At 34.0% G+C, this 20,926-nt stretch carries 22 protein-coding genes, 1 pseudogene and 1 CRISPR repeat array; of the genes and pseudogenes, 12 read left to right on the plus strand and 11 right to left on the minus strand.

Going from position 1 to position 20,926, the window contains the following annotated elements:
* The coding region (locus A9G34_RS07410; RefSeq protein WP_176701487.1) for a contractile injection system protein, VgrG/Pvc8 family at positions 1-459 on the minus strand (459 nt) is incomplete at its 3' end.
* 267 nt (positions 460-726) lie between these two features.
* Positions 727-1,000: direct repeats of the CRISPR family, unit length 29 nt; unit sequence CGGTTTATCCCTGTGTATACAGGGAACAC.
* A gap of 739 nt (positions 1,001-1,739) precedes the next feature.
* Here A9G34_RS07410 and A9G34_RS07415 point away from each other — a divergent pair.
* On the plus strand, positions 1,740-2,018 hold the full coding sequence (locus A9G34_RS07415) for a hypothetical protein (protein ID WP_065569343.1): 279 nt from the start codon (positions 1,740-1,742) through the stop codon (positions 2,016-2,018).
* A gap of 260 nt (positions 2,019-2,278) precedes the next feature.
* Here the strand turns inward: A9G34_RS07415 and A9G34_RS07425 are convergent, their stop codons facing one another.
* The 6 genes from A9G34_RS07425 to nlpD all read right to left on the minus strand — a co-directional run bounded on the left by A9G34_RS07425 (position 2,279) and on the right by nlpD (position 7,913).
* On the minus strand, positions 2,279-2,719 hold the full coding sequence (locus A9G34_RS07425) for a hypothetical protein (RefSeq protein ID WP_034945078.1): 441 nt from the start codon (positions 2,717-2,719) through the stop codon (positions 2,279-2,281).
* Positions 2,720-2,742: 23 nt separating this feature from the next.
* Positions 2,743-3,336 carry a UbiX family flavin prenyltransferase gene (locus A9G34_RS07430; RefSeq protein ID WP_065569345.1) on the minus strand — a complete coding sequence of 198 codons (594 nt, stop codon included), beginning with the start codon at positions 3,334-3,336 and terminating at the stop codon, positions 2,743-2,745.
* 558 nt (positions 3,337-3,894) lie between these two features.
* Positions 3,895-5,103 (minus strand): aldose 1-epimerase family protein, encoded by a 1,209-nt coding sequence (locus A9G34_RS07435; RefSeq protein WP_034945071.1) that lies wholly within the window; start codon positions 5,101-5,103, stop codon positions 3,895-3,897.
* Positions 5,104-5,286: 183 nt separating this feature from the next.
* On the minus strand, positions 5,287-5,865 hold the full coding sequence (locus tag A9G34_RS07440) for a thymidine kinase (protein WP_034945068.1): 579 nt from the start codon (positions 5,863-5,865) through the stop codon (positions 5,287-5,289).
* A gap of 113 nt (positions 5,866-5,978) precedes the next feature.
* Positions 5,979-6,731: a 2,3-diphosphoglycerate-dependent phosphoglycerate mutase gene (gpmA, locus tag A9G34_RS07445; protein WP_034945065.1), complete on the minus strand. Its 753-nt coding sequence runs from the start codon at positions 6,729-6,731 to the stop codon at positions 5,979-5,981.
* 117 nt (positions 6,732-6,848) lie between these two features.
* A complete protein-coding gene (gene nlpD / locus A9G34_RS07450; RefSeq protein ID WP_065569346.1) occupies positions 6,849-7,913 on the minus strand; it encodes a murein hydrolase activator NlpD in 1,065 nt (354 codons plus the stop codon).
* Positions 7,914-8,275: 362 nt separating this feature from the next.
* Between nlpD and rsmI the strand changes: the two genes are divergently transcribed.
* From rsmI to moeA, 3 genes are all read left to right on the plus strand, one after another.
* Positions 8,276-9,103, plus strand: coding sequence for a 16S rRNA (cytidine(1402)-2'-O)-methyltransferase (gene rsmI, locus A9G34_RS07455; protein WP_034945059.1), 828 nt, complete (start codon positions 8,276-8,278; stop codon positions 9,101-9,103).
* Positions 9,104-9,291: 188 nt separating this feature from the next.
* Positions 9,292-10,383, plus strand: a complete 1,092-nt coding sequence (ychF, locus tag A9G34_RS07460) for a redox-regulated ATPase YchF (RefSeq protein WP_034945056.1) — start codon at positions 9,292-9,294, stop codon at positions 10,381-10,383.
* A gap of 155 nt (positions 10,384-10,538) precedes the next feature.
* Positions 10,539-11,765 (plus strand): molybdopterin molybdotransferase MoeA, encoded by a 1,227-nt coding sequence (gene moeA / locus A9G34_RS07465; protein WP_065569347.1) that lies wholly within the window; start codon positions 10,539-10,541, stop codon positions 11,763-11,765.
* On the opposite strand, the gene A9G34_RS07470 is transcribed toward moeA, so the two are convergent.
* From A9G34_RS07470 to folB, 3 genes are all read right to left on the minus strand, one after another.
* Positions 11,757-12,185 (minus strand): EamA family transporter, encoded by a 429-nt coding sequence (locus A9G34_RS07470; RefSeq protein ID WP_034945049.1) that lies wholly within the window; start codon positions 12,183-12,185, stop codon positions 11,757-11,759. The genes moeA and A9G34_RS07470 overlap by 9 nt on opposite strands.
* A 1-nt stretch (position 12,186) precedes the next feature.
* Complete coding sequence (locus tag A9G34_RS07475) at positions 12,187-12,390, minus strand: hypothetical protein (RefSeq protein WP_034945046.1); 204 nt, start codon at positions 12,388-12,390, stop codon at positions 12,187-12,189.
* 259 nt (positions 12,391-12,649) lie between these two features.
* Positions 12,650-13,015 carry a dihydroneopterin aldolase gene (gene folB / locus A9G34_RS07480; protein WP_034945043.1) on the minus strand — a complete coding sequence of 122 codons (366 nt, stop codon included), beginning with the start codon at positions 13,013-13,015 and terminating at the stop codon, positions 12,650-12,652.
* A gap of 103 nt (positions 13,016-13,118) precedes the next feature.
* Here folB and rsmE point away from each other — a divergent pair, with 103 nt between their 5' ends.
* The 7 genes from rsmE (at position 13,119) to A9G34_RS07515 (ending at position 19,307) form a co-directional block, all read left to right on the plus strand.
* The gene (gene rsmE, locus A9G34_RS07485) at positions 13,119-13,844 is read left to right on the plus strand and encodes a 16S rRNA (uracil(1498)-N(3))-methyltransferase (protein WP_065569348.1); all 726 of its coding nucleotides are present in this window, start codon (positions 13,119-13,121) and stop codon (positions 13,842-13,844) included.
* 194 nt (positions 13,845-14,038) lie between these two features.
* On the plus strand, positions 14,039-14,995 hold the full coding sequence (gshB, locus tag A9G34_RS07490; protein ID WP_034945037.1) for a glutathione synthase: 957 nt from the start codon (positions 14,039-14,041) through the stop codon (positions 14,993-14,995).
* Between the two features lies 1 nt (position 14,996).
* On the plus strand, positions 14,997-15,449 hold the full coding sequence (locus A9G34_RS07495) for a GNAT family N-acetyltransferase (protein WP_065569349.1): 453 nt from the start codon (positions 14,997-14,999) through the stop codon (positions 15,447-15,449).
* Positions 15,450-15,470: 21 nt separating this feature from the next.
* On the plus strand, positions 15,471-16,028 hold the full coding sequence (locus tag A9G34_RS07500) for a YqgE/AlgH family protein (protein ID WP_034945031.1): 558 nt from the start codon (positions 15,471-15,473) through the stop codon (positions 16,026-16,028).
* 3 nt (positions 16,029-16,031) lie between these two features.
* The gene (gene ruvX, locus A9G34_RS07505) at positions 16,032-16,442 is read left to right on the plus strand and encodes a Holliday junction resolvase RuvX (RefSeq protein ID WP_065569350.1); all 411 of its coding nucleotides are present in this window, start codon (positions 16,032-16,034) and stop codon (positions 16,440-16,442) included.
* Positions 16,443-16,537: 95 nt separating this feature from the next.
* Positions 16,538-17,575, plus strand: a complete 1,038-nt coding sequence (gene purM, locus A9G34_RS07510) for a phosphoribosylformylglycinamidine cyclo-ligase (protein ID WP_065569351.1) — start codon at positions 16,538-16,540, stop codon at positions 17,573-17,575.
* 430 nt (positions 17,576-18,005) lie between these two features.
* The gene (locus A9G34_RS07515) at positions 18,006-19,307 is read left to right on the plus strand and encodes a tetratricopeptide repeat protein (protein ID WP_034945021.1); all 1,302 of its coding nucleotides are present in this window, start codon (positions 18,006-18,008) and stop codon (positions 19,305-19,307) included.
* 217 nt (positions 19,308-19,524) lie between these two features.
* Here the strand turns inward: A9G34_RS07515 and A9G34_RS10995 are convergent, their stop codons facing one another.
* Positions 19,525-19,656 (minus strand): hypothetical protein, encoded by a 132-nt coding sequence (locus A9G34_RS10995; RefSeq protein ID WP_255305672.1) that lies wholly within the window; start codon positions 19,654-19,656, stop codon positions 19,525-19,527.
* A gap of 170 nt (positions 19,657-19,826) precedes the next feature.
* Here A9G34_RS10995 and A9G34_RS07525 point away from each other — a divergent pair.
* Positions 19,827-20,809 (plus strand): annotated as a pseudogene (locus A9G34_RS07525) (integrase core domain-containing protein).
* Positions 20,810-20,926 lie beyond the last annotated feature (117 nt).

Consider the following 20,926-nt stretch of genomic DNA (forward strand, 5'->3'; position numbering starts at 1 on the left):
TACGCTTTGGTTCTGGAATATGGCACAGTTGCGGTTTAACGTTAGTCTAGCCAGTCGTGGCGATAAGACCACTTGATAATGCGCTTCCTCTTTATTCACCGATAATTGGCTAAACTCGGTGATAATGCCATAAACCTTGCGGGTGCTTTTATCATTGGTAAAATCACCCAAGGCACGGATTGCAGAACTGAGCGCATCGCTTACAACAGAATTAAATGAGAAAGTAGCCGGTTGGTTTAAAAAAGCATCGGTAGATAGGGTTTTATTGGCGCTGGTAAAAGTAATGGTGTAATGCCACAGCTGGTTTAAGGCATCTTCGCCTTTGACGTTTAACACCGATATAGGAGTGCTGAGTTCATCAATGGTTAGTGTGTAACGGTTGTGACTAACTTTATTTGTTAATTGGCTAAGCAAGTCTTTCCCTGCTTGTTCGATGATTTTGTCTAAATGTTTTACCATTTTTTTTCCTTTACTACCTTGCTACTTATTTTTATTTAGTTTTGTCATATTTATCTATTTTTATCGGTAATTTTAATAATCAGTAATGATAACTAAAATCACGCATAAAATTACACGATTTTTACATAATTTGCAATATTTAACTGAAGTTAATTTATTGAAATTTAAGATAAGCTTAGTGAGTCATGTTTTTTTAGGTTGCTGCTTTTAAGCCCACTTAAAATTTTATCAATTAACTGGGGTTAGGGTTTTAGCATTAAGATAAAGAGGGGGATCCCTGTGTATACAGGGAACACGCAATAACCATACTATCCCGCCAACGTTCAGGCGGTTTATCCCTGTGTATACAGGGAACACGGGCGGATCGAGTGGGACGAGGAGCAAAAAACCGGTTTATCCCTGTGTATACAGGGAACACGATTTAATATAAAACCCGTCAACTAAATTAATACGGTTTATCCCTGTGTATACAGGGAACACGTGCTTTGTCTGAAAATAATCTTTCTGCGCATCGGTTTATCCCTGTGTATACAGGGAACACTCTAATTGTAGATATCTGTTTTATTTACAGTTATAGCGACCAACAAATTCTACCAGATTTTTTAAATTTTTAAAGATTTTTAACTTATTGATTTTAAAAAATAAAAAAACAAGCTCAATTCAATTTATGTCGCCCTACCAAAATGACTCTATTTTTAATATAAATTCATCAAGATACGAAAATTACATCTCCCTAAATAAAAACAAATATTAATTTTACCCAGTTTTATGTTATAATTTTCGATATTTTTAACATTATGCGGATAAATAGTCTTTGTACTCTCAAGGCTTAAAAAACCCAAACCCCACAAAAAATTGAAAATGGGCTATACTAGCGATAATATGACGCCAAAAGAAGCCCAAAGACTATACTCAAGAATCCGTCAATAATAACTTCAAACCAATAAAATCTTCCTATGCCTATAACGATCGATATTTAGAGATTAGTAGTGGTATGTTTGCAAATTTTAGGAATATTCTAACTTGTATTAGTTTACTTATATTTTTGATTCCTTACAGTGCAGGCTATTTGAATTAAGGTAGTATATTAGATTTATGTATCTGTTATTTCCGCTATATTTATCGCTTTGAACTATTTACCATCCACCATTTTCGGATACGGTTTAATCGAATCACAAAGCAAGTATATATTCAACGCTCTAAATATTGCAGTGGCACTGTGGTATTTAAGTGGGAACATATTATGCCGACCAACTTTGGCGAAATAGGCTCAAACATGGGTGATACCAATATGGTCAACTTATCCCTTGGCTTATAAAATTGGATTTCCCATTGTTCAATCAGTCGGCATTGGCAAAAATAATTATAAGGATCAAGACGATAAATATGAACGGGAATTTATCCGCTGTTATATGGAGCACGGACCTAAAAGCTTGCCTCCATTACCCATGTCCTTTCATGGCTTTGGCGGTCATATCAACCCCATAATTTATGCTTCAAAAAATGCCCCAATTGCATGGATTACTTTATTTTTGGGTGCCTGTGCTGGCAACATCTAGGGCCGAAAGTCATTCGCTATGCAAGTAAAGTGAGCAAGCCTATTTCGAAAGAAAACACCTTAGCGGACTATTCCCTAAGATACAACAAGCTCTATTAGATAGCTATTTAGCATGAATCGTACGAGACGTAAAGCAGGAAAACAGGAAAACAGGAAAACAGGAAAACAGGAAAACAGGTTGATTATGGGAATTCATAACATTAATGTGGGTTTTAAAAAAGTAAAACTTTTGTTGAAACAGGCAAAAAAACCAAAAACCAATCATTTATATAAATTTCTTTTCACCCAATGAATTTTGTGAGCAAATCCCATAAGATTATCTGTCATTTTTATTCGCTGTAATTCAAGCGACCAAATAGGTGCTTTTATTATTCTGGCAAAAGGGAATTTTTGATAATAAAGTGAGTAGGCTTGCTTTGCCTTATTGCCTATTAGTTGCAATGCTATTGCTTGAAATTGTATTCCTTGTATTTTTGCCACCGTTTTCGGGGTAAGGCTTATTGTACCTGCTACTTGCGCATGATTTAACATAGCATTACCATGATCAGTTGTTAATTCAGTAAGAATATATAAACACATCAAATCTTCATTAAACACATAAAAAGCATTACATGCCCAAAGGTTAGCATCAGGTAAGATAACACTGAGTGACAACACATGATGTTTTTGTATAAAGGTGATGATTTTTTTATCTGCTTTCATATTAAATTATAGTAATAACGCTATTAAGGCTGTTTAGTGTTTAAAGGTATATCTTCACCCCAGCGAGGTAACGAAGAAATATTAAGATCAAATAGATCAAGCGCTCTAGCTACACTATGCGTAATCATATCATCAAGACTTTCAATATGCTGATATAATGCTGGCACTGGAGGAAATATAACCCCTCCCATAAGTGTAACTGCTTCCATATTTTTAATATGCCCTAAATGCAATGGCGACTCTCTTGTCATTAATACCAACCGACGACGCTCTTTTAACACTACATCAGCCGCTCGAGTGAGCAAATTATCCGATAAACCATGTGCAATTGCAGCAAGAGAACGCATTGAGCAAGGTGCAATGAGCATTCCCATAGTTTTAAATGAACCACTGGCAATCGCTACACCAATATTGTTGATAGAGTAAACTTTATCTGCCAGTGATTTTACCTGAGCTAGGCTTATATTTGGTACTTCGTGAGAATGTGTAAGTTGTGCCGCTTTTGAAATCACTAAATGAGTTTCAATATCCAACGGTTTTAATAGTTCTAACGCTTTTATGCCATAAGCAAAACCTGTTGCACCACTGATACCAATTATCATTCGCCTAGTTGTCATTTTAGTTCCTTTATTTAAAATATAACAAGCCATTTTACATCGACTTCTTTAAAATATGCTCGTTTAAATTAATTTTTTTAGAGTATAAAATATTGTCCAATTAAAAATCATTCTAAGCTTACTGCTTAGTAAAAAAAGCCTATATTCAGGTCGTTATTAAAGATTAAGTGGATGACATCTTATACTTGAAATTATGGAAATATCTATATCACTGTAACGCCGTGTTTATTATCTATAATACATTGCTATGTATCATAAATATTTATATATTCATCAACCAATATTATCTGTTTTAATTCAGAAAATGCAGAAAAACGAAAATTGCCCTTGTTTGCTAGCAATAGAGAAAATTGGGTAATTCATGATACTTTTAAGTAAAAGCTTTAGTCTATCAGGCTCTTTCAAATCAATTTATAGAGGATAAATTAATTTTTATCCTGGTATAAAAATAATTGATAGGCAAATATAAATATGATTTTTACTAGTATGGTGTGTTCATAATTTGTGTACATAATGTCAACCTACAGCTAACTTCCTTGTTAGTTGTAAGATTCAATCTTATTCTTTAGCCATGGGTTGTTCAATAATTTTTGTTTCTTGATCACCTTGAATCGCTTCGATTTGATTTGCATATTTGGCTACTGCATTTTTATCTGTTAGTAAACTATATGTTAAGGTAAACTGCGCACTTTGCCCTGGTCCTAATTGGCGAACGCGTTTTTGTTCTCGTTCAATTGTGACAGGATAAGCAAAACTTGTTCCAGGTTCTAATCCTGTCACATAACCTTGTTTTAACGTATCGGTATTTTTCCATAATGACAATACAGGGAGTTCTTTAATGTTGAAAGCAATTCCTGCTGCTTTATCCCCTGCTTTATTGGTTATCATAACTTGAGTTTGACCGTTTGTATCAGCAAAAGGATAAACATTAAACACCATTTCATCAAAGCCTTTCGTTGGACCTAAATAAGTTTGCCATGTTTTCAAACCAGTTTTGGCATAATCATTAAATGGTGAAATTTCTTTAACTGGTGCAATAAATTTAGCGCCTTCTTCAAGAATTGGTGTGCCAAAGTTACTATGATAGATGATTTGGTAGTCTCGGGCATAATCACTTTTATTGGTGACTACATCATGCACTGTAAATTGCTTGCTACCAGGAACATAACTTAGTGATACCCAAGTTTCTAGATGACTTTTTTTGAAGGTGTTTTCCTTAATCAAGCCTTTAATGGTTATGGTATATGGTTTTTTTTCAGAGACATCAATAATTAATTTTGATACAGGGGTGTTTTGCGCACGCCCATGAAGCGTATACATCATGCCATCCGTTTTTACTGCATGCCCTGTCCATTCAAAACCACAACGCACCATTGTTTCATTAAAACCATCTAGCCAACCTAATCCACCACGACTTTCTAAATTAATAAATTTTGGATTGACAATTTCATCAACGGGTGAATCCCACCCCATGCGAACACCATCACCGATAACAGAAATAATACCTAATCCACGCGTTGGGCTTAATTTAATTGTAAAATCATTGCTGTCTATAGTCAGTAATTCACTGCCTTCTTGTTTGCCACCTTTAAGAACCGTATTTTGAATAGCAAAGCGCTGTTCTTTTATACCCAAATCTTTGCTTGCTATAGACCAATTGCCTTTAGCGATGCCTTTTTCATTATCAATTAATACAAACTCTTTCGCATTGGCTGTGTACGCAGTTAAACTCAACAATACTGCTAATGAAATAGTTTTAAATTTCATGTTGATTCCTCAAGATTTATTAATATACCCGAAACTATATCGTTTCAGGCAATATGACATAAAGCAGACAAAATCAACAAAAAGAAAATATTAAAAATGCGAACTTATTCACACTTTTTATCATGATAAATCATAACAAGAATGGTAACTCACATCTTTAGATAAGAATAAAATATTAAATTATTAAAGGCTCGGTCTTATTTGTCCTACCTTCCAGTGTTTTCGGCATACTGAGTGGTATTCACTGTCTCCTAAATGTATGGAATTACCAAATTTAACAATTTGACCGTCTTGTCCTTCTAATAAGATCATAGTTGCCTTTTTACCACACCAACAAACCGTTTTTAACTCTCTAAAATTATCTGCAATTTCTAAAAGAGTTTTAGAACCTTCAAATAAATGCCCCATGTAATCCGTTTTTATGCCAAAAAACATGATTGGCACACCATAATCATCACAAACATCGGATAATTTCCATATTGTATTTTTAGATAAAAACTGGCTTTCATCAATAAGAATACAAGCGTAATCATTTTGTTTAATGTGTTCAATGATGGCATCAACCGTGTTGTCGTCAAGAAGCAATGCTTTTTTACGTAATCCTAAACGAGAAACAATTTCAATAGCCGAATCACGGGTATCGACTGATGATTTAAGTAATAACGTCTTCATATTATTACTTAAATAATTATGATCAATTTGTAAAAGTTCTGTAGATTTTCCGGCATTCATTACGCCATATATATAATAGATTTTAGACAAAATTAAGTTCTCAAAATTAGATTAAATCAATAAAAGTGGTTAAATAAAATGATAATTTAGATAATAAAAAAGGTAAGTTAAATAACCTACCTCTTTAATAGCTTATTGAATAATTATTTTGCTTTACCTTGGTTGGCAACAGCAGCTTGTTTTGCAGCGATTTCGTCAGCATTGCCTAGGTAGTAATGTTTAATGACTTTCATATTGTCGTCAAATTCATACACTAATGGCACACCAGTTGGGATGTTTAGTTCGATAATATCATCATCGCTGATGTTGTCTAAATGTTTTACCAATGCACGAAGTGAGTTGCCATGAGCAGCAATAATAACACGTTCACCTTTAGCTACACGTGGGGCTATTGTTGATTCCCAGTAAGGTAGTACACGTTTAATGGTTAATGCTAAGCTTTCGGTTAATGGTAATTCTGATTCAGGTAATTTGCTGTAACGCGAATCGTGACCAGGAAAACGTTCATCTGATTTTTCAAGCGCAGGAGGTGTGATTGCAAAACCACGACGCCATAATTTCACTTGTTCATCACCATATTTCGCTGCGGTTTCGGCTTTGTTTAAACCTTGTAATGCACCATAATGACGTTCGTTTAATTTCCAAGATTTTTCAACAGGTAACCAAGCTTGGTCAACTTCATCAAGCACATGCCATAAAGTGTGAATAGCGCGCTTTAATACTGACGTATAAGCATAATCAAATTGGAAGCCCTCTTGTTTAAGTAGCTTGCCTGCTTCGGCTGCTTCTTTACTGCCTTTGTCAGATAAGTCAACATCAGTCCAACCGCAAAAACGGTTTTCTTGGTTCCAAACACTTTCTCCATGTCGAATTAATACTAATTTTTTAACTGCCATGAATATAACTCCTTTGTTACGTAGAATAAATTTTATTATATATCTTGTATTTATTGGTATACACATAAACATTCTTGCATACCCATAGTATTGAGTTAATCATGTTTAACTCGATACTTATAATTTTGGTAAGTATTTTATAGGATCAACAGACTGTGCTTTGTATCGGATTTCAAAGTGTAATCTTACTGATGTAGTGCCTGTTGCTCCCATAGTTGCAATTTGTTCTCCTGCACGCACAACTTGCTGCTCTTTCACTAAAATCGATTGGTTATGTGCATATGCGGTTAAATAATCATCATTATGCTTAACGATAATTAAATTACCATATCCTGGTAAAGCATTACCAGAATACACAACACGACCATCTGCCGCTGCAACAACTTTATCACCTAAAGATCCTGCAATATCTATACCTTTACTTGCATTTGAAAATTTCTCGATTATTTTACCTTTCGTTGGCCATTTCCATGAAATATTAGCGATATTCGAAGCTGGCATACCTGGACTCATCGATTCGCTATTTGAGGCATTAACCGATTGCGTTACTGTCTCAGTAGTTTGCGTTGTTTTAGGTGGATGAGATTTATTATTCGTTGTTGTCGTTGTGGTGGTTGTCGTTGTCACTACAGGCTTAGCATTAGAAGCCCCAACTGTAGTAGGGACAGCAATAGAATTATTTTTCGAGGTCGTCGTTTTTTGGGTAACAACTACTGTAGTTCCACCACTTACATCTAATACTTGACCTACATTAACAGCATAAGGTTCTTTAATATTATTTTTAGCGGCCAATGAACGATAGTCGTTACCTGTCACCCAAGCAATATAAAATAGTGTATCACCTCGTTTAACCGTATAAGTATCGCCTTGATATCCCCCTTTAGGAATATCGTCATAATTACGATTATAAACAATACGTTGATTAGTAATAACCGTACCATTATTACTGTATGTATTTGTATCCACTGTAGTATTGGATGAAGTTGTTTTTGTGTCTGGTGATTTTGTGACCTTGCTATTTGTTGAAATATTTTTAGGTGGTTTAGCATAAGTGGTTGATGTTGAACCAACGGAAGATGTGGTTATATTTTCAATTTTAGCTGGGTTAGTTTGAGTACATGCAGCAATTGTCAAACTTAAACAACTTAATACAAGAATTTTTTTCAAAGCAACACCTTTCATTCATAGCTATTTTTAATTTACACATTTTATCGCTTTTACAACAAAAAGCTATTATATTAATCCTCTTTATGCTAATTCAATAAAATGGGGTTAAAAATAAGCCATCCTGCTTTAAAGCATTAATCGAAATAGCATTAAAATTAATTAAATGAACTAACTGTTAGTTAAGTTCTATATTATGTGTCATTCACTGTTGAAATAAACCCTTTTGTATATAAATTCTAATCATTTATGCATTTTTACAACTACTGAAATAAAGATTATTCGGATTTATTTTGAAAGCGGTGAGTATATACAATAAAATAGGCTTTCGTACAGTCTCTTTATCTATTTTCTACAAAAATTTAATGTGATTTAAAATAATGACTTTATATATTGTTGCAACACCAATTGGTAATTTGGATGATATCTCTCTTAGAGCAATTGAAATACTCAAAAATGTCGATCTTATAGCTGCGGAAGATACTCGTCATAGTGGCTTGCTGTTACAGCATCTAGGCATTAAAGCTAAGCTTTTTGCTTTGCACGATCATAATGAGCAAGAAAAATCAAAAATTTTAATCGAAAAGCTTCAATCTGGATTATCCATTGCTTTGATTTCAGATGCTGGCACACCATTAATTAATGATCCAGGATATCATCTGGTTAAAACTTGCCGAGAAAATAATATCAACGTTGTACCAATTCCGGGAGCTTGTGCTGCAATTGCTGCATTATCTGTTGCGGGATTACCCTCTGACAAGTTCATTTATGAAGGTTTTTTACCCGCAAAAAGCAAGGCTCGACAAGATAGTTTAGCTAAATTAATTAATGAGCCACGTACAATGATTTTTTATGAATCAACACATCGATTATTAGATACACTCAATGATATGTTATCCATTTTTGGCGAAAATAAACAAATTGTATTAGCGAAAGAATTAACCAAAACATGGGAAACGATTGTTAGCTATCCTATAAATGAATTAATCAATTGGTTAAATGAAGATGCAGCTCGTCAAAAAGGTGAATTTGTTTTAATCGTTGAAGGTAATTTTAAACGTGATAATAATATTGATCCTAATGTGATTCATACACTAAAGTTATTACAAAAAGAACTTCCATTAAAAAAAGCCGCAGCAATAACAGCTGAAATTTACGGTCTTAAAAAAAACCAGCTTTATCAAATTGGTTTACATATTGAACAATAAACTTTTATTAAGACCTAATTTACCGCAAGTTGCGCTTTGCAATACATTTGCTACATATAAGAAAAATATGATTACTTTGTTCAGTCAATCACAAACTCATTAATAAGAACATTGGCACAAATAGTACGAACTAGTATATAATCATCCCTTATTTTTTAGATATTTTATGACAAAAGGTAACAAACAATATGGGATTCAAATGTGGCATCGTAGGACTACCGAATGTAGGTAAATCAACGCTTTTTAATGCACTAACCAAGGCAGGAATTGAAGCAGCTAACTTTCCATTTTGTACTATTGAACCAAATACGGGCGTGGTACCTATGCCCGATCCACGTTTAGATCAACTTGCGGAAATTGTCAAACCACAACGCACTTTGCCAACTACAATGGAGTTTGTCGATATTGCTGGTTTAGTAAAAGGCGCATCAAAAGGTGAAGGTTTAGGCAATCAATTTTTAGCTAATATACGTGAAACAGAAGCAATCGGTCATGTTGTACGTTGCTTTGAAAATGAGAATATTATCCACGTGGCAGGTAAAATCGATCCTGCTGAAGATATCGAAATCATCAATACTGAACTTGCATTGTCAGACCTTGAAGCTTGTGAACGAGCTATGACACGTTTGCAAAAACGAGCCAAAGGAGGAGATAAAGAAGCTAAATTTGAACTTGAAATTCTGGAAAAATGTTTACCGCACCTTGAACAAGGTAAAAAATTATTGTTATTAGAGTTGAGTAAAGAAGAACTTAATGCCATTAAATACCTAAGTTTTCTAACATTGAAGCCAACCATGTATATTGCTAATGTGAATGAGGATGGTTTTGAAAATAACCCTTATTTAGATAAAGTTAAAACCATTGCAGCACAAGAAAAAGCAATAGTTGTACCAGTATGTGCAGCTATCGAAGCAGAACTTGCCGAGCTTGATGATGCAGATCGTGATGAGTTTATGCAAGATTTAGGCTTAACTGAGCCAGGATTAAATCGTGTTATCCGTGCAGGATACAGTTTACTAAATTTACAAACTTATTTTACTGCTGGAGTGAAAGAAGTCCGCGCATGGACAATTTCAGTGGGCGATACAGCCCCTCAAGCAGCAGGGAAAATTCATACCGATTTTGAAAAAGGCTTTATTCGCGCACAAACTATCGCTTTTGATGATTTTATTAAATATGGTGGTGAACAAGGTGCAAAAGAGGCCGGCAAGATGCGTTCTGAAGGTAAAGATTATATTGTTCAAGACGGTGATATTATGAACTTTTTATTTAATGTTTAGTGATATGCTTACGTCGCTTTATGGCGACGTAATAATGTAAAGCATTAATAATAATCAATTAATAGTTTTAATCTTATGTAGATAGAAAATCATTTAATTTAATACCTAAATTATCAATAAACCATAATGAGCAATTAACTATAAAGAAAATATATATGTTACTGACTTTCGAACAAGCAAAATGCAAAATTCTACAAGCTGCATTATTAACTAAACCACTTGAAAGTGAAACCGTGCAATTATTCGATGCATTAGAAAGAATCACTGCAGAGCCTGTTATTTCACCAATTAATGTACCTGGATTTGATAATTCGGCAATGGATGGTTATGTGGTTCGATTATCTGATATCAAGCAATCAAAACTATTACCACTATCAAAAACTATTTTTGCAGGCGATGATATCACCAATCTTTACTGGCCAGAACATACCTGTATACGTATCATGACAGGTGCACCGGTTCCACATGGCGCAGACGCTGTTATCATGCAAGAAGATACTGAAAAATCAGATGCAGGCATTGCTTTTTTAGCTGATGTGAAGTTGGGTAATAATATTCGTCGTGCAGGCGAAGATGTAAAAAAAGGTACTGTAACCGTTCCTAAAGGTGAACGTCTTAGTATACCTATTCTATCAACACTTGCGACATTAGGCATTAGCAAACTTGCTGTGTTTAAAAAATTAAAAGTCGCCATTTTTTCCACAGGCAATGAATTGACACCTATTGGCGAACCATTATCTAGTTTTGCTTCAATTTATGACAGTAACCGCTTTACCCTTAATTTATTATTGACCAAGCTCAATTGTGAAATTATTGATTTAGGAATCATTGCTGACGACCCTACAAAAATTAAGCAAGCATTAGAGACAGCTTCACAACAAGCTGATTTGGTAATAACTAGTGGTGGCGTTTCTGTTGGTGATGCAGATTTTACCAAAACAGCGCTTGAACAATTAGGTAACATTAATTTTTGGAAAATTGCCATGAAACCAGGTAAACCTTTTGCATTTGGTCAAATAAATAATGCATTATTTTGTGGTTTACCGGGTAACCCTGTTTCGACATTAGTCACTTTTTATCAATTGGTTCAACCATTGATTTTGGCTCTTTCAGGAATAGAAAACTTATCAAGTGATTCAACATTACGTGTTAAAACTGCAACAAATCTTAAGAAAAGCATAGGTCGAACCGATTTTCAAAGAGGAATACTGCAAATCAATGCTCAAGGTGAGTTAGAAGTTATCACAACAGGTCAGCAAGGTTCTCATATCACACAGTCGTTCAATCAAGCTAACTGTTTTATCATACTTGAGCAAAATCGTGGTAATGTTAATAAAGGGGAACTAGTTTCTGTTGAGCTTTTTAATGAACTACTAAAATAGTGCAACTAATATCGCACCAGCAGAAATCATCACCACACCAATGCCCGCTAACAACGATATTTTTTCACCAAATAAAATAGTGGCAAAGATAACAGCAATGACAACGCTTAGCTTATCAATAGGCGCAACTTGCGATACTTTACCTTCTTTAATTGCCATAAAGTAAAATAACCAAGACAAGGCACCGGCAATACCGCTTAATGCAATAATAAATAACGCCTTTTTGTCATTAATAAACGTATTAATAAGATTAAGTTTTCCTTGAACAATAACAACACCGACTAAAAAAACTGCCATTACAATCGCTCGAATAGCCGTTGCTGTGTTCACATCAAGATGTTGTAAACCAATCTTACCTAAAATAGCTACTAATGCAGCAGTTATTGCTGAAAGTAAAGCATAAATAAGCCATGCACTCATATTAGTTTCTATCGATTTGAATCATAAATTGTTGGTTAGATGAATTTTTTTGGCATTGCTGTGAATTACTCATTACACCACTACAATCTTCAAGAACACCATGAGGCTTTGACCAATGAGATTCTTTACCTTTGCTATTACCACCACAACCAATTAATGCCATGCTTAGTACTACACAAGATAATGGAATAATTTTTACTTTCATGCTTTTCTCCCATCTGATTAAAGGAATGTATGACTCAATTTTATCTTGAACTACTAAAAATCATTCTAATTCGGAATTTAATGATGTATAGGCTAGCACTTATTTTTAATAAATAAAAGACACTTTTTACTCGATAACCGCATAGTAATCGCAGTATTTGATCTGCCAGTTTATTGACCAATTCAAATTCCCATCAATGAATAGCCACTGTAGCATTGCATTTTATCCCTTCAAAAAGAGGTAAGGTTTATTTAATTAACTAAGCAAAACGTTCAATTACTACGGCAACATTATTGGCATTAGCGATCGCTCGTGGTTTTGATATTTTGACTTTTAACCATTGAACAGCAAATTTTTCTATAATTAATTTCGCTATTTGTTCAGCTACACATTCAATTAATTCAAATTGGGTTGATTGAATAAAATTAGTTATTAATTGGCTTACCAAAAAATAATCTAGACATAAAGTGACATCATCAGTCTGCCCTGCTGGCTGATTATCCCATGCCATTTCAAGATCGATGATTAATTTTTGTTTAATCGTTTTTTCCCATTCATATACACCAATAGTTGTATAAACGGTAAGACCTTCAATTAAAACTCGATCGGTATTATTTTTTGTCATATTTTAATTCCAATGCTTTATTTATATTAAATAGAAGATTACCGAATATAAATAAATTACGCTATAATTTATTTTAATTATGATGAAATAATATTTATTCTTTATGACCCGAATCTATCAACCTATTCCCATTGTTCAAAATAGTATTTTTACCCTTGATGATAATGCATTTAATCATCTTATTCGTGTATTACGTATGAAAATAGGCGAAAATATTGTCTTATTTGACGGCTCAAATAACATTACTCCTGCAGTAATACATGAAATTACTAAAAAATCTGTTACCGTAAAAACAGCAATAACGGTTTTAGATAATAAAGAATCCCCACTAAATATCCATTTAGGTCAAGTAATATCGCGTGGTGAAAAAATGGAGTTTACGATTCAAAAATCGGTGGAACTAGGTGTTACGTGCATTACTCCCCTGCTTTCTGAACGTTGTGGAGTTAAACTTGATGTCGCAAGATTAGATAAAAAAGTCCAACAATGGCAAAAAATCGTAATTTCGGCTTGTGAGCAATGTGGACGAAACATTGTACCCGTTATTAATCCTGTGATGAAATTAGAAAACTGGTGCGAAAGTTTAACAAGTGATTTAAGATTAAATGTTCATCCTAAAGCTAAACATGGCATTAAGCATTTACCAAATGATAAACAGAATATCAGTTTGTTAATTGGTCCTGAAGGCGGACTATCAGATACTGAAATCAACAAAACACATAAATATCAATTTACAGATATTTTATTAGGACCAAGGATATTACGGACTGAAACAGCAGCACTTACTGCTTTATCCGCTTTACAAGCCTATTTTGGTGATTTAAGTTGATAAATAGAATCATGACAATTGCATAAGGTTTACATTGCATCTTAAACTGTAACGAGTATGATAGTTTTCATTTGTAGTAATTAAAACACTATCTATTACAACGTTTCATGAAAAACGATAAACAAAAAGATAGAATATTACGTGTTACCACAACGTATACTTAATAAAACAATAAAAACCAGAAAGGAGTTACTATGATTAAACTTGGTATTGTTATGGATCCAATTAGTCATATTAAATTAAAAAAAGATACGAGTTTTGCCATGTTACTTGAAGCACAAAAACGTGGATATCAATTATTTTATATGGAAATGAATGATTTGTTCTTGCGTAATGGACAAGCTTATGCAACCTCACGAAATTTAACTGTTTATAACGATAAAGATCATTGGTTCGATATGGACAATGAGCAAATAATATCACTTAATGATCTCGATGTTATTTTAATGCGTAAAGATCCCCCTTTTGATGCTGAATATATTTATGCAACTTATATTTTAGAACGTGCAGAAGATAGCGGTGTATTGGTCGTGAATAAACCGCAGAGTTTGCGCGATTGTAATGAAAAATTATTCACAGCATGGTTTGCTCAGTTTACACCAGAAACAATTGTCACACGCCAAACACAACTGATTAAAGCTTTTCATCAAGAATTTGGTGACATTATTTTAAAGCCTTTAGATGGTATGGGAGGAGCATCAATTTTTAGAATCAAACAAGATGATCCCAATATATCGGTCATTATTGAAACATTAACAGATCATAACACCCGTTTTTGTATGGCGCAAAATTTTATTCCTGCAATAAAAGATGGTGATAAACGTATCTTGGTTGTGGATGGTGAGCCCGTACCATATTGTTTAGCTAGGATCCCACAAAAAGGAGAAACCCGTGGTAATCTTGCTGCAGGTGGACACGGAGAAGTAAGGGCGTTAAGTGATACAGATTGGCATATCGCTCACAGTGTTGCACCTATTTTAAAAGAAAAGGGATTGCTATTTGTAGGGTTAGATATTATTGGAGATAAATTAACCGAAATTAACGTCACTAGCCCAACTTGTGTCCGAGAAATTGAAGCTGCCAACCCTAGCCTTTCAATTACAGGGTTGTTAATGGATGCAATAGAACACAGACTAAATAAAAAGAGCTGAAATGATTAGAGAATACCAACCTGCGGATTTAGACAAGATCATGGAAATATGGTTGCAAGCTAACCAGCAAGCACATAATTTTATTAATCCGGAATTTTTTAAAAAAAATTATGAATTAGTTAAAATGTTGATCCCTATGTCCACCTTATATGTTCAAGACCTTAATGGTGTTAAAGGATTTATTGGTTTAACAGAAAATTATATCTCTGGATTGTTTGTTGATCATAAATTTCGCCACAAAGGATCGGGAAAAGCTTTGATTGAAAAAGCAAAACAACGACACAATGAGCTGTTTGTTCATGTTTATAGAAAAAATACAGATGCAATTAATTTTTACCTTTCTCAAAATTTTAATATTGTTTCAGAATCTATTAATGAAGAAACAAATGAAGATGAAGTTCTAATGTGTTGCCACGTAGAGCGTAAAGTGAAAATCGGTCTATGTGCATTATAAACTATACAAAAATGTGAGCATATGAATTTAAAAAATCATTTTATTATCGCTATGCCAACAATGAGTGACTCTATATTTTGTCGTTCAGTTGTGTATATTTGTGAACATAATCGTGATGGCGCTATGGGTATTATTATAAATAAACCTATAGAAGAACTAAATGTTGGATCAGTACTTACTCGGCTTGAGATTACCTCGTCTAAAAATTGTGCTGAACTAGAGTATCCTGTTTTTTGTGGTGGTCCTTTAGCTGATGAGCAAGGATTTATTTTGCATACACCACAACTAGGATTTTCCTCTAGTATTCAAATATCAGATGATGTAATGATCACTACTTCTCTTGACGCCTTGAAATCAATAGGTTCACCTCAACAGCCGAAAGATCTGCTGCTGTCATTAGGTTATTCAAGCTGGCGATCTCTACAACTTGAAACCGAAGTTGCTCGTAATGACTGGCTTGTTGCTGAAGCTAATCCGCAAATTATTTTTGAAGTAGCTATTAAAGATCGCTGGAAAAAAGCAGCAGAATCCTTAGGTATTAATATTAATACCATTTCACACCAGTTGGGAAATGCATAACAAATGGCTACCATTATTGCATTCGATTTTGGTACAGCAAGTATTGGAGCGGCAATTGGACAAGATATTACCAAAACGGCCAATCCTTTATGTTCATTTAAAGCTCGTGATGGCATTCCTAACTGGCAAGAAATTGATAAAATTTTAAAAGAATGGCAACCTGATTTTTTGCTAGTTGGTTTACCATTAAATATGGATGGCAGCGAACAGCCGCTCACAGTAAGAGCAAGAAAATTCGCAAATAGACTACATGGCATGTTTGGATACCAAGTGCATTTACAAGATGAAAGGTTATCAACGGTTGAAGCAAAATCTCATATTTTTTCATCATGCGGGTATCGTGCTCTTGAAAAGGGACATATTGATTCAACTTCAGCAATGATTATTTTAGAAAGTTGGTTCGAAAAAAATTAACTATGTTAATTTTCGTAAGTTTTTAAATAATTGTTAGCAAACAAATTTCTTCCTTGCTAAAATATAGCCAATTTTCTAATGTAAGGACTGCGCCTGTGTCAAATAAGAATTCTCTTAGCTATAAAGATGCTGGTGTCGATATCGATGCTGGTAATGAGCTTGTAAATCGAATTAAATCTGTTGTAAAAGAGACCAAACGACCAGAAGTTATGGGGGGATTAGGTGGATTTGGTGCTTTATGCTCTATTCCCCAAAGGTATAAAGAACCAATTTTAGTGTCAGGAACTGATGGCGTTGGCACAAAACTGCGTTTAGCAATGGATTTAAACCGACATGACTCAATTGGTATCGATTTAGTCGCCATGTGCGTTAATGATCTGATCGTCCAAGGTGCTGAACCACTTTTTTTCCTTGATTATTATGCAACAGGCAAACTCAATGTCGATATTGCTACAACCGTTATCACCGGCATTGCTGAAGGCTGTAAACAATCAGGGTGTGCCTTAATCGGCGGTGAGACTGCCGAAATGCCTGGTATGTATCAGGGCAATGACTATGATTTAGCAGGATTTTGTGTGGGTGTAGTTGAAAAATCAAACATGATTGATGGCAGTAAAGTTAAAGATGGTGATGCATTAATAGCGCTAGCATCTAGTGGTGCTCACTCTAATGGTTATTCCTTGATACGTAAAATTATTGAAAACAATGGTATTAAGCCTCAAAACGAGCAATTAGAAGGTAAATCGCTTGTTGAACACTTACTTGCACCAACAAAAATCTATGTTAAATCAGTGTTGGATTTAATCTCACAAACTAGCGTGCATGCCATAGCCCATATTACTGGGGGAGGATTTTGGGAAAATATACCTCGTGTGCTACCAGATAATACAAAAGCAATACTTAATGAAGCAAGTTGGCAATGGCCTACCATATTTAATTGGTTACAACATGCAGGTAATGTCAGCCGCCACGAAATGTATCGTACTTTTAATTGTGGGGTTGGCTTAATCATTATATTACCTAACCAGTTTGTAGATAAAGCTATTTCACTCTTAAATAGTAATGGGGAAAAAGCTTGGCTTATAGGTGAAATTAAACATACAATATCAGATGAGCGAGTAGTGATTAAATAAACCTAGTTTTTTATATTACCATTTTAATCCTAAATCAGATGAATAGTATAATTTTTAATCCTAACAGAAAATATTATCTCCACTTTTATCTAAAAAGCTGAATGAATTGATATGCAGCTATAGATTTAATGAATAAATCAGAGTTAAAACTTCTGTATTTAACTGCTAATTTAAAAGTGAGAACTGTTTACTTACTATCTCACAGACATCCAGTTTTTAATCCATGAAGCTAGCAATAAATCATGCAATTCATTGTTTAATATTGTTTTTTAACCAAGCCGTTTTGTCAATAACCAAGTGATATTTACATTTTTTTACTAAATAAATGCTTCAATTTTTAATTTGTTTTATAAATTTGATAAACAAACATTTAACTCATTAATAATTAATGTTAAACTGCTTACACTGAAATATAAGATAATGTAGTACTATGTTAATTCGTCATAAATTTTTATTATTAGTTGTCTTTACTATACCCTATTTAACGATTGCACAGGCAAAACCCAAATGTTTACCCACAAAAAGCAATAAGGAAAATATTTCTGCCTGCGCAAGCCTTGCCGAACAAGGCGATGTAAAAGCACAAAATACCCTCGGTGAAATTTATTATCAGACTGCGTTGGAAAACAAAGGCTATCATACTAAAGCAAGAATGCTGTTTGAGAAAGCTGCTAATCAAGGTCTTGCTCAAGCCCAATACAACTTAGGCTCCATGTATCGCGATGAATTTAATAACTTCCCAGTAGCCTTAAGTTGGTTCGAAAAAGCTGCTGCACAAGGAAATCTTGATGCTCAAAATAGTATTGGTTATATTTATGAAAATGGTTCTGGCGGTAAAGCACCTAGATTTTATTTTTTTGATGAAAATGGTGAAAATGATGCGCCAGAACTTACTGATTTATCAGATAAATTTGTACCATATGAATCCTCGTTTCCAATCCAGTCTTATCCTAGAACTATCTTTCCACTAAGTGAATATGGACAAGGTGTAGAACCCGATATGGCTAAAGCTATCGAATGGTATAGAAAGGCTGCCGATAAAGGCCATGCTCTTGCCCAAACTAATTTAGCTTATTTTTACTTAACAGGGATTGGAGTTAAAAAAGACGAAAAACAAGCTTTTGAACTTTATCAAAAAGCAGCTAAACAAAACTGTGTACCAGCATTAAAATCATTAGCTTTTATGCATATGCAAGGCTTAGGTACTAAAGAAGATATACATAAAGCCTTTACTACCTTAGAAAAAGCTTATCGCCTTTTACCTGATGATGAGTTATGGAAAATTATATCACGCATTGAAAATGATAAGAATTATAGAAAATATTCATTAAAAACGACCCTTAAATATCAACCAGAAGCTCATTATGGCAAATCCGAATATACAACTTTGAGCGATGAGGATTTTATTTTTGGGCAATTGAACTATCTTAAATCATTCTATCAATTAAATGTGATAAAAGGCGATGGAATCAAAAATTTTTATTTAAGAAATAGAAAAACATTTTCCATAATTCTAGGAGAGACTGTGGGGGAAGTTACTTCGTTAAAGAATCGTTTCTTACTTAAAAAGGCCATTCAAGGTTATTACAGTGCAATGACTTCACTCAGTCATTATTATAAAGATGAAGAGCAAAATATTGAATTAGCACAGCAATGGCGCCAATATGCAATAAAAATGGGAGAAGTAACTTATAAAAACTTTTGGCCGGGTTATCCTGATATTACGGAATAATGGGGTTTTTAATCCCATTTTCTCTATTTGCTAATGTTATTGAAATAGCTTACATACCTCTTATTTATCACCTTATTAACCTTAAATAAAATATAACATGACAAATAATAACGGAATGATAAGATAAATGTGATATAACAAAATAAACAAGAAAATAATGAAATTGTATTTTGAAAAAAATTACAAAATATGAAATAAAAAATTGCCTAAAAATTGATTAGTCGCCATTAAAATCAAACTGTGTTGATTGTTTTTCTTTTTTAAATTGAGTTAAGTGGTCATAAATATCGTTATAATAATTATTTAAATCTTGAGCAACACCTAATGCATCTTCTATTTCTAGGATCATTGGCGTGTCATCATAGCACTATAATTTTGTATATTTTTGTATAATGTATGCAGTATTGCTCGACTAAAATCGCTTTAATATCTGTCCCTGAAACTGTCATAAAAGATTTTTTTAAAAGGTTCGCATAATTGGTTTGTGCTGTTAAATTTTAGCTTTTCTTTTTTGAATGTATATTAGATAGAATATTCAGTGTTATTTTAAAAGAAGCTGAAGCTGGTATTCCCGTTAAAGAGCTGTGCCGTAAATATGGCATGGGTAATTCAACTTTCTATAAATGGCGAGAAAAATACGGCGGAATGGAAACTTCGGATATCAAACGCTTAAAGGAGCTGGAGGCTGAAAACCGTAAGCTTAAGCAGATGTTTGCCGAACTGAGCTTAAAATCCCAGCTTCAGGAAGAAATCATAAAAAAGCTTTAGTGCCCACAAAGGCACGTAAAACGGGGGCACAGCAACGACAACAAAATCATTCATGAGTTGTACCATTGTTGGCTTAAGCCGTTGTGCTTACTATTATAAACCTAAGTTATCGGATGATTCGGTGATTATTTCGGTGTTGAATGCTATCACAGACCGGTATTTACGCTGGGGCTTTCCTAAATGTTTTAATCGTATCAGAAAGCTCGGCTATCAATAGAACCATAAGCGTGTTTATCGGGTGTATTGTGAATTAAAGCTTAATCTCAGAGTAAAACGAAAAAAACGCATTCCTCCACGATGCCCAGAAAAGCTATTGGTGCCTAATAAACAAGGTGAATATTGGTCAATGGATTTTATGAGTGACAGTAGCCGTAATCAACGTCGCTTTAGAACATTCAATGTCATCGATGACTTTAATCGTGAGGCGTTAGGTATTGATATTACAGTAAGCTTACCAACAGGAAGGATTCCCCGTTACTTAGATAAACTGGGCTAAATCACATGATATAGCCATTGATTATATAAAGCCCGGTAGCCCTTATCAAAATGGCTATATTGAACGATTTAATTGTACCTATCGCACTAAAGTACTCTATTTATATCTTTTTAACAACTTAGCACAAGCAAGGAGAATAACCGGAGAATGGCTCACCATTTATAATACCGAAAGACCGCATGAGGCATTAAATAACATGACACCGATTGAGTATAAAACACTAAAACAAGCAGCTTAATTTTCTACGTGAGTTGTGTACTAAATTTGGGGTATTTACAGCTGTTGGAGCACTAAAAATGGAATACAGTAAAATCAGTTGACTTCATAAACAACCCAACTTTTATTAATACTTTTT

Source organism: Gilliamella sp. Choc4-2 (assembly GCF_001690355.1).
Taxonomy (GTDB): Bacteria; Pseudomonadota; Gammaproteobacteria; order Enterobacterales; family Orbaceae; genus Gilliamella; species Gilliamella apicola_A.

What these genes read in the sequence shown, in the direction of transcription:
- A9G34_RS07425 (WP_034945078.1), bottom strand. Translation starts at nt 2,719, where the DNA reads ATGAAAGCAGATAAAAAAATCATCACCTTTATACAAAAACATCATGTG.
- A9G34_RS07430 (WP_065569345.1), bottom strand. Translation starts at nt 3,336, where the DNA reads ATGACAACTAGGCGAATGATAATTGGTATCAGTGGTGCAACAGGTTTT.
- A9G34_RS07435 (WP_034945071.1), bottom strand. Translation starts at nt 5,103, where the DNA reads ATGAAATTTAAAACTATTTCATTAGCAGTATTGTTGAGTTTAACTGCG.
- gpmA (WP_034945065.1), bottom strand. Translation starts at nt 6,731, where the DNA reads ATGGCAGTTAAAAAATTAGTATTAATTCGACATGGAGAAAGTGTTTGG.
- nlpD (WP_065569346.1), bottom strand. Translation starts at nt 7,913, where the DNA reads ATGAAAGGTGTTGCTTTGAAAAAAATTCTTGTATTAAGTTGTTTAAGT.
- rsmI (WP_034945059.1), top strand. Translation starts at nt 8,276, where the DNA reads ATGACTTTATATATTGTTGCAACACCAATTGGTAATTTGGATGATATC.
- ychF (WP_034945056.1), top strand. Translation starts at nt 9,292, where the DNA reads ATGGGATTCAAATGTGGCATCGTAGGACTACCGAATGTAGGTAAATCA.
- moeA (WP_065569347.1), top strand. Translation starts at nt 10,539, where the DNA reads ATGTTACTGACTTTCGAACAAGCAAAATGCAAAATTCTACAAGCTGCA.
- A9G34_RS07470 (WP_034945049.1), bottom strand. Translation starts at nt 12,185, where the DNA reads ATGAGTGCATGGCTTATTTATGCTTTACTTTCAGCAATAACTGCTGCA.
- A9G34_RS07475 (WP_034945046.1), bottom strand. Translation starts at nt 12,390, where the DNA reads ATGAAAGTAAAAATTATTCCATTATCTTGTGTAGTACTAAGCATGGCA.
- folB (WP_034945043.1), bottom strand. Translation starts at nt 13,015, where the DNA reads ATGACAAAAAATAATACCGATCGAGTTTTAATTGAAGGTCTTACCGTT.
- rsmE (WP_065569348.1), top strand. Translation starts at nt 13,119, where the DNA reads ATGACCCGAATCTATCAACCTATTCCCATTGTTCAAAATAGTATTTTT.
- gshB (WP_034945037.1), top strand. Translation starts at nt 14,039, where the DNA reads ATGATTAAACTTGGTATTGTTATGGATCCAATTAGTCATATTAAATTA.
- A9G34_RS07495 (WP_065569349.1), top strand. Translation starts at nt 14,997, where the DNA reads ATGATTAGAGAATACCAACCTGCGGATTTAGACAAGATCATGGAAATA.
- A9G34_RS07500 (WP_034945031.1), top strand. Translation starts at nt 15,471, where the DNA reads ATGAATTTAAAAAATCATTTTATTATCGCTATGCCAACAATGAGTGAC.
- ruvX (WP_065569350.1), top strand. Translation starts at nt 16,032, where the DNA reads ATGGCTACCATTATTGCATTCGATTTTGGTACAGCAAGTATTGGAGCG.
- A9G34_RS07515 (WP_034945021.1), top strand. Translation starts at nt 18,006, where the DNA reads ATGTTAATTCGTCATAAATTTTTATTATTAGTTGTCTTTACTATACCC.
- A9G34_RS10995 (WP_255305672.1), bottom strand. Translation starts at nt 19,656, where the DNA reads ATGATCCTAGAAATAGAAGATGCATTAGGTGTTGCTCAAGATTTAAAT.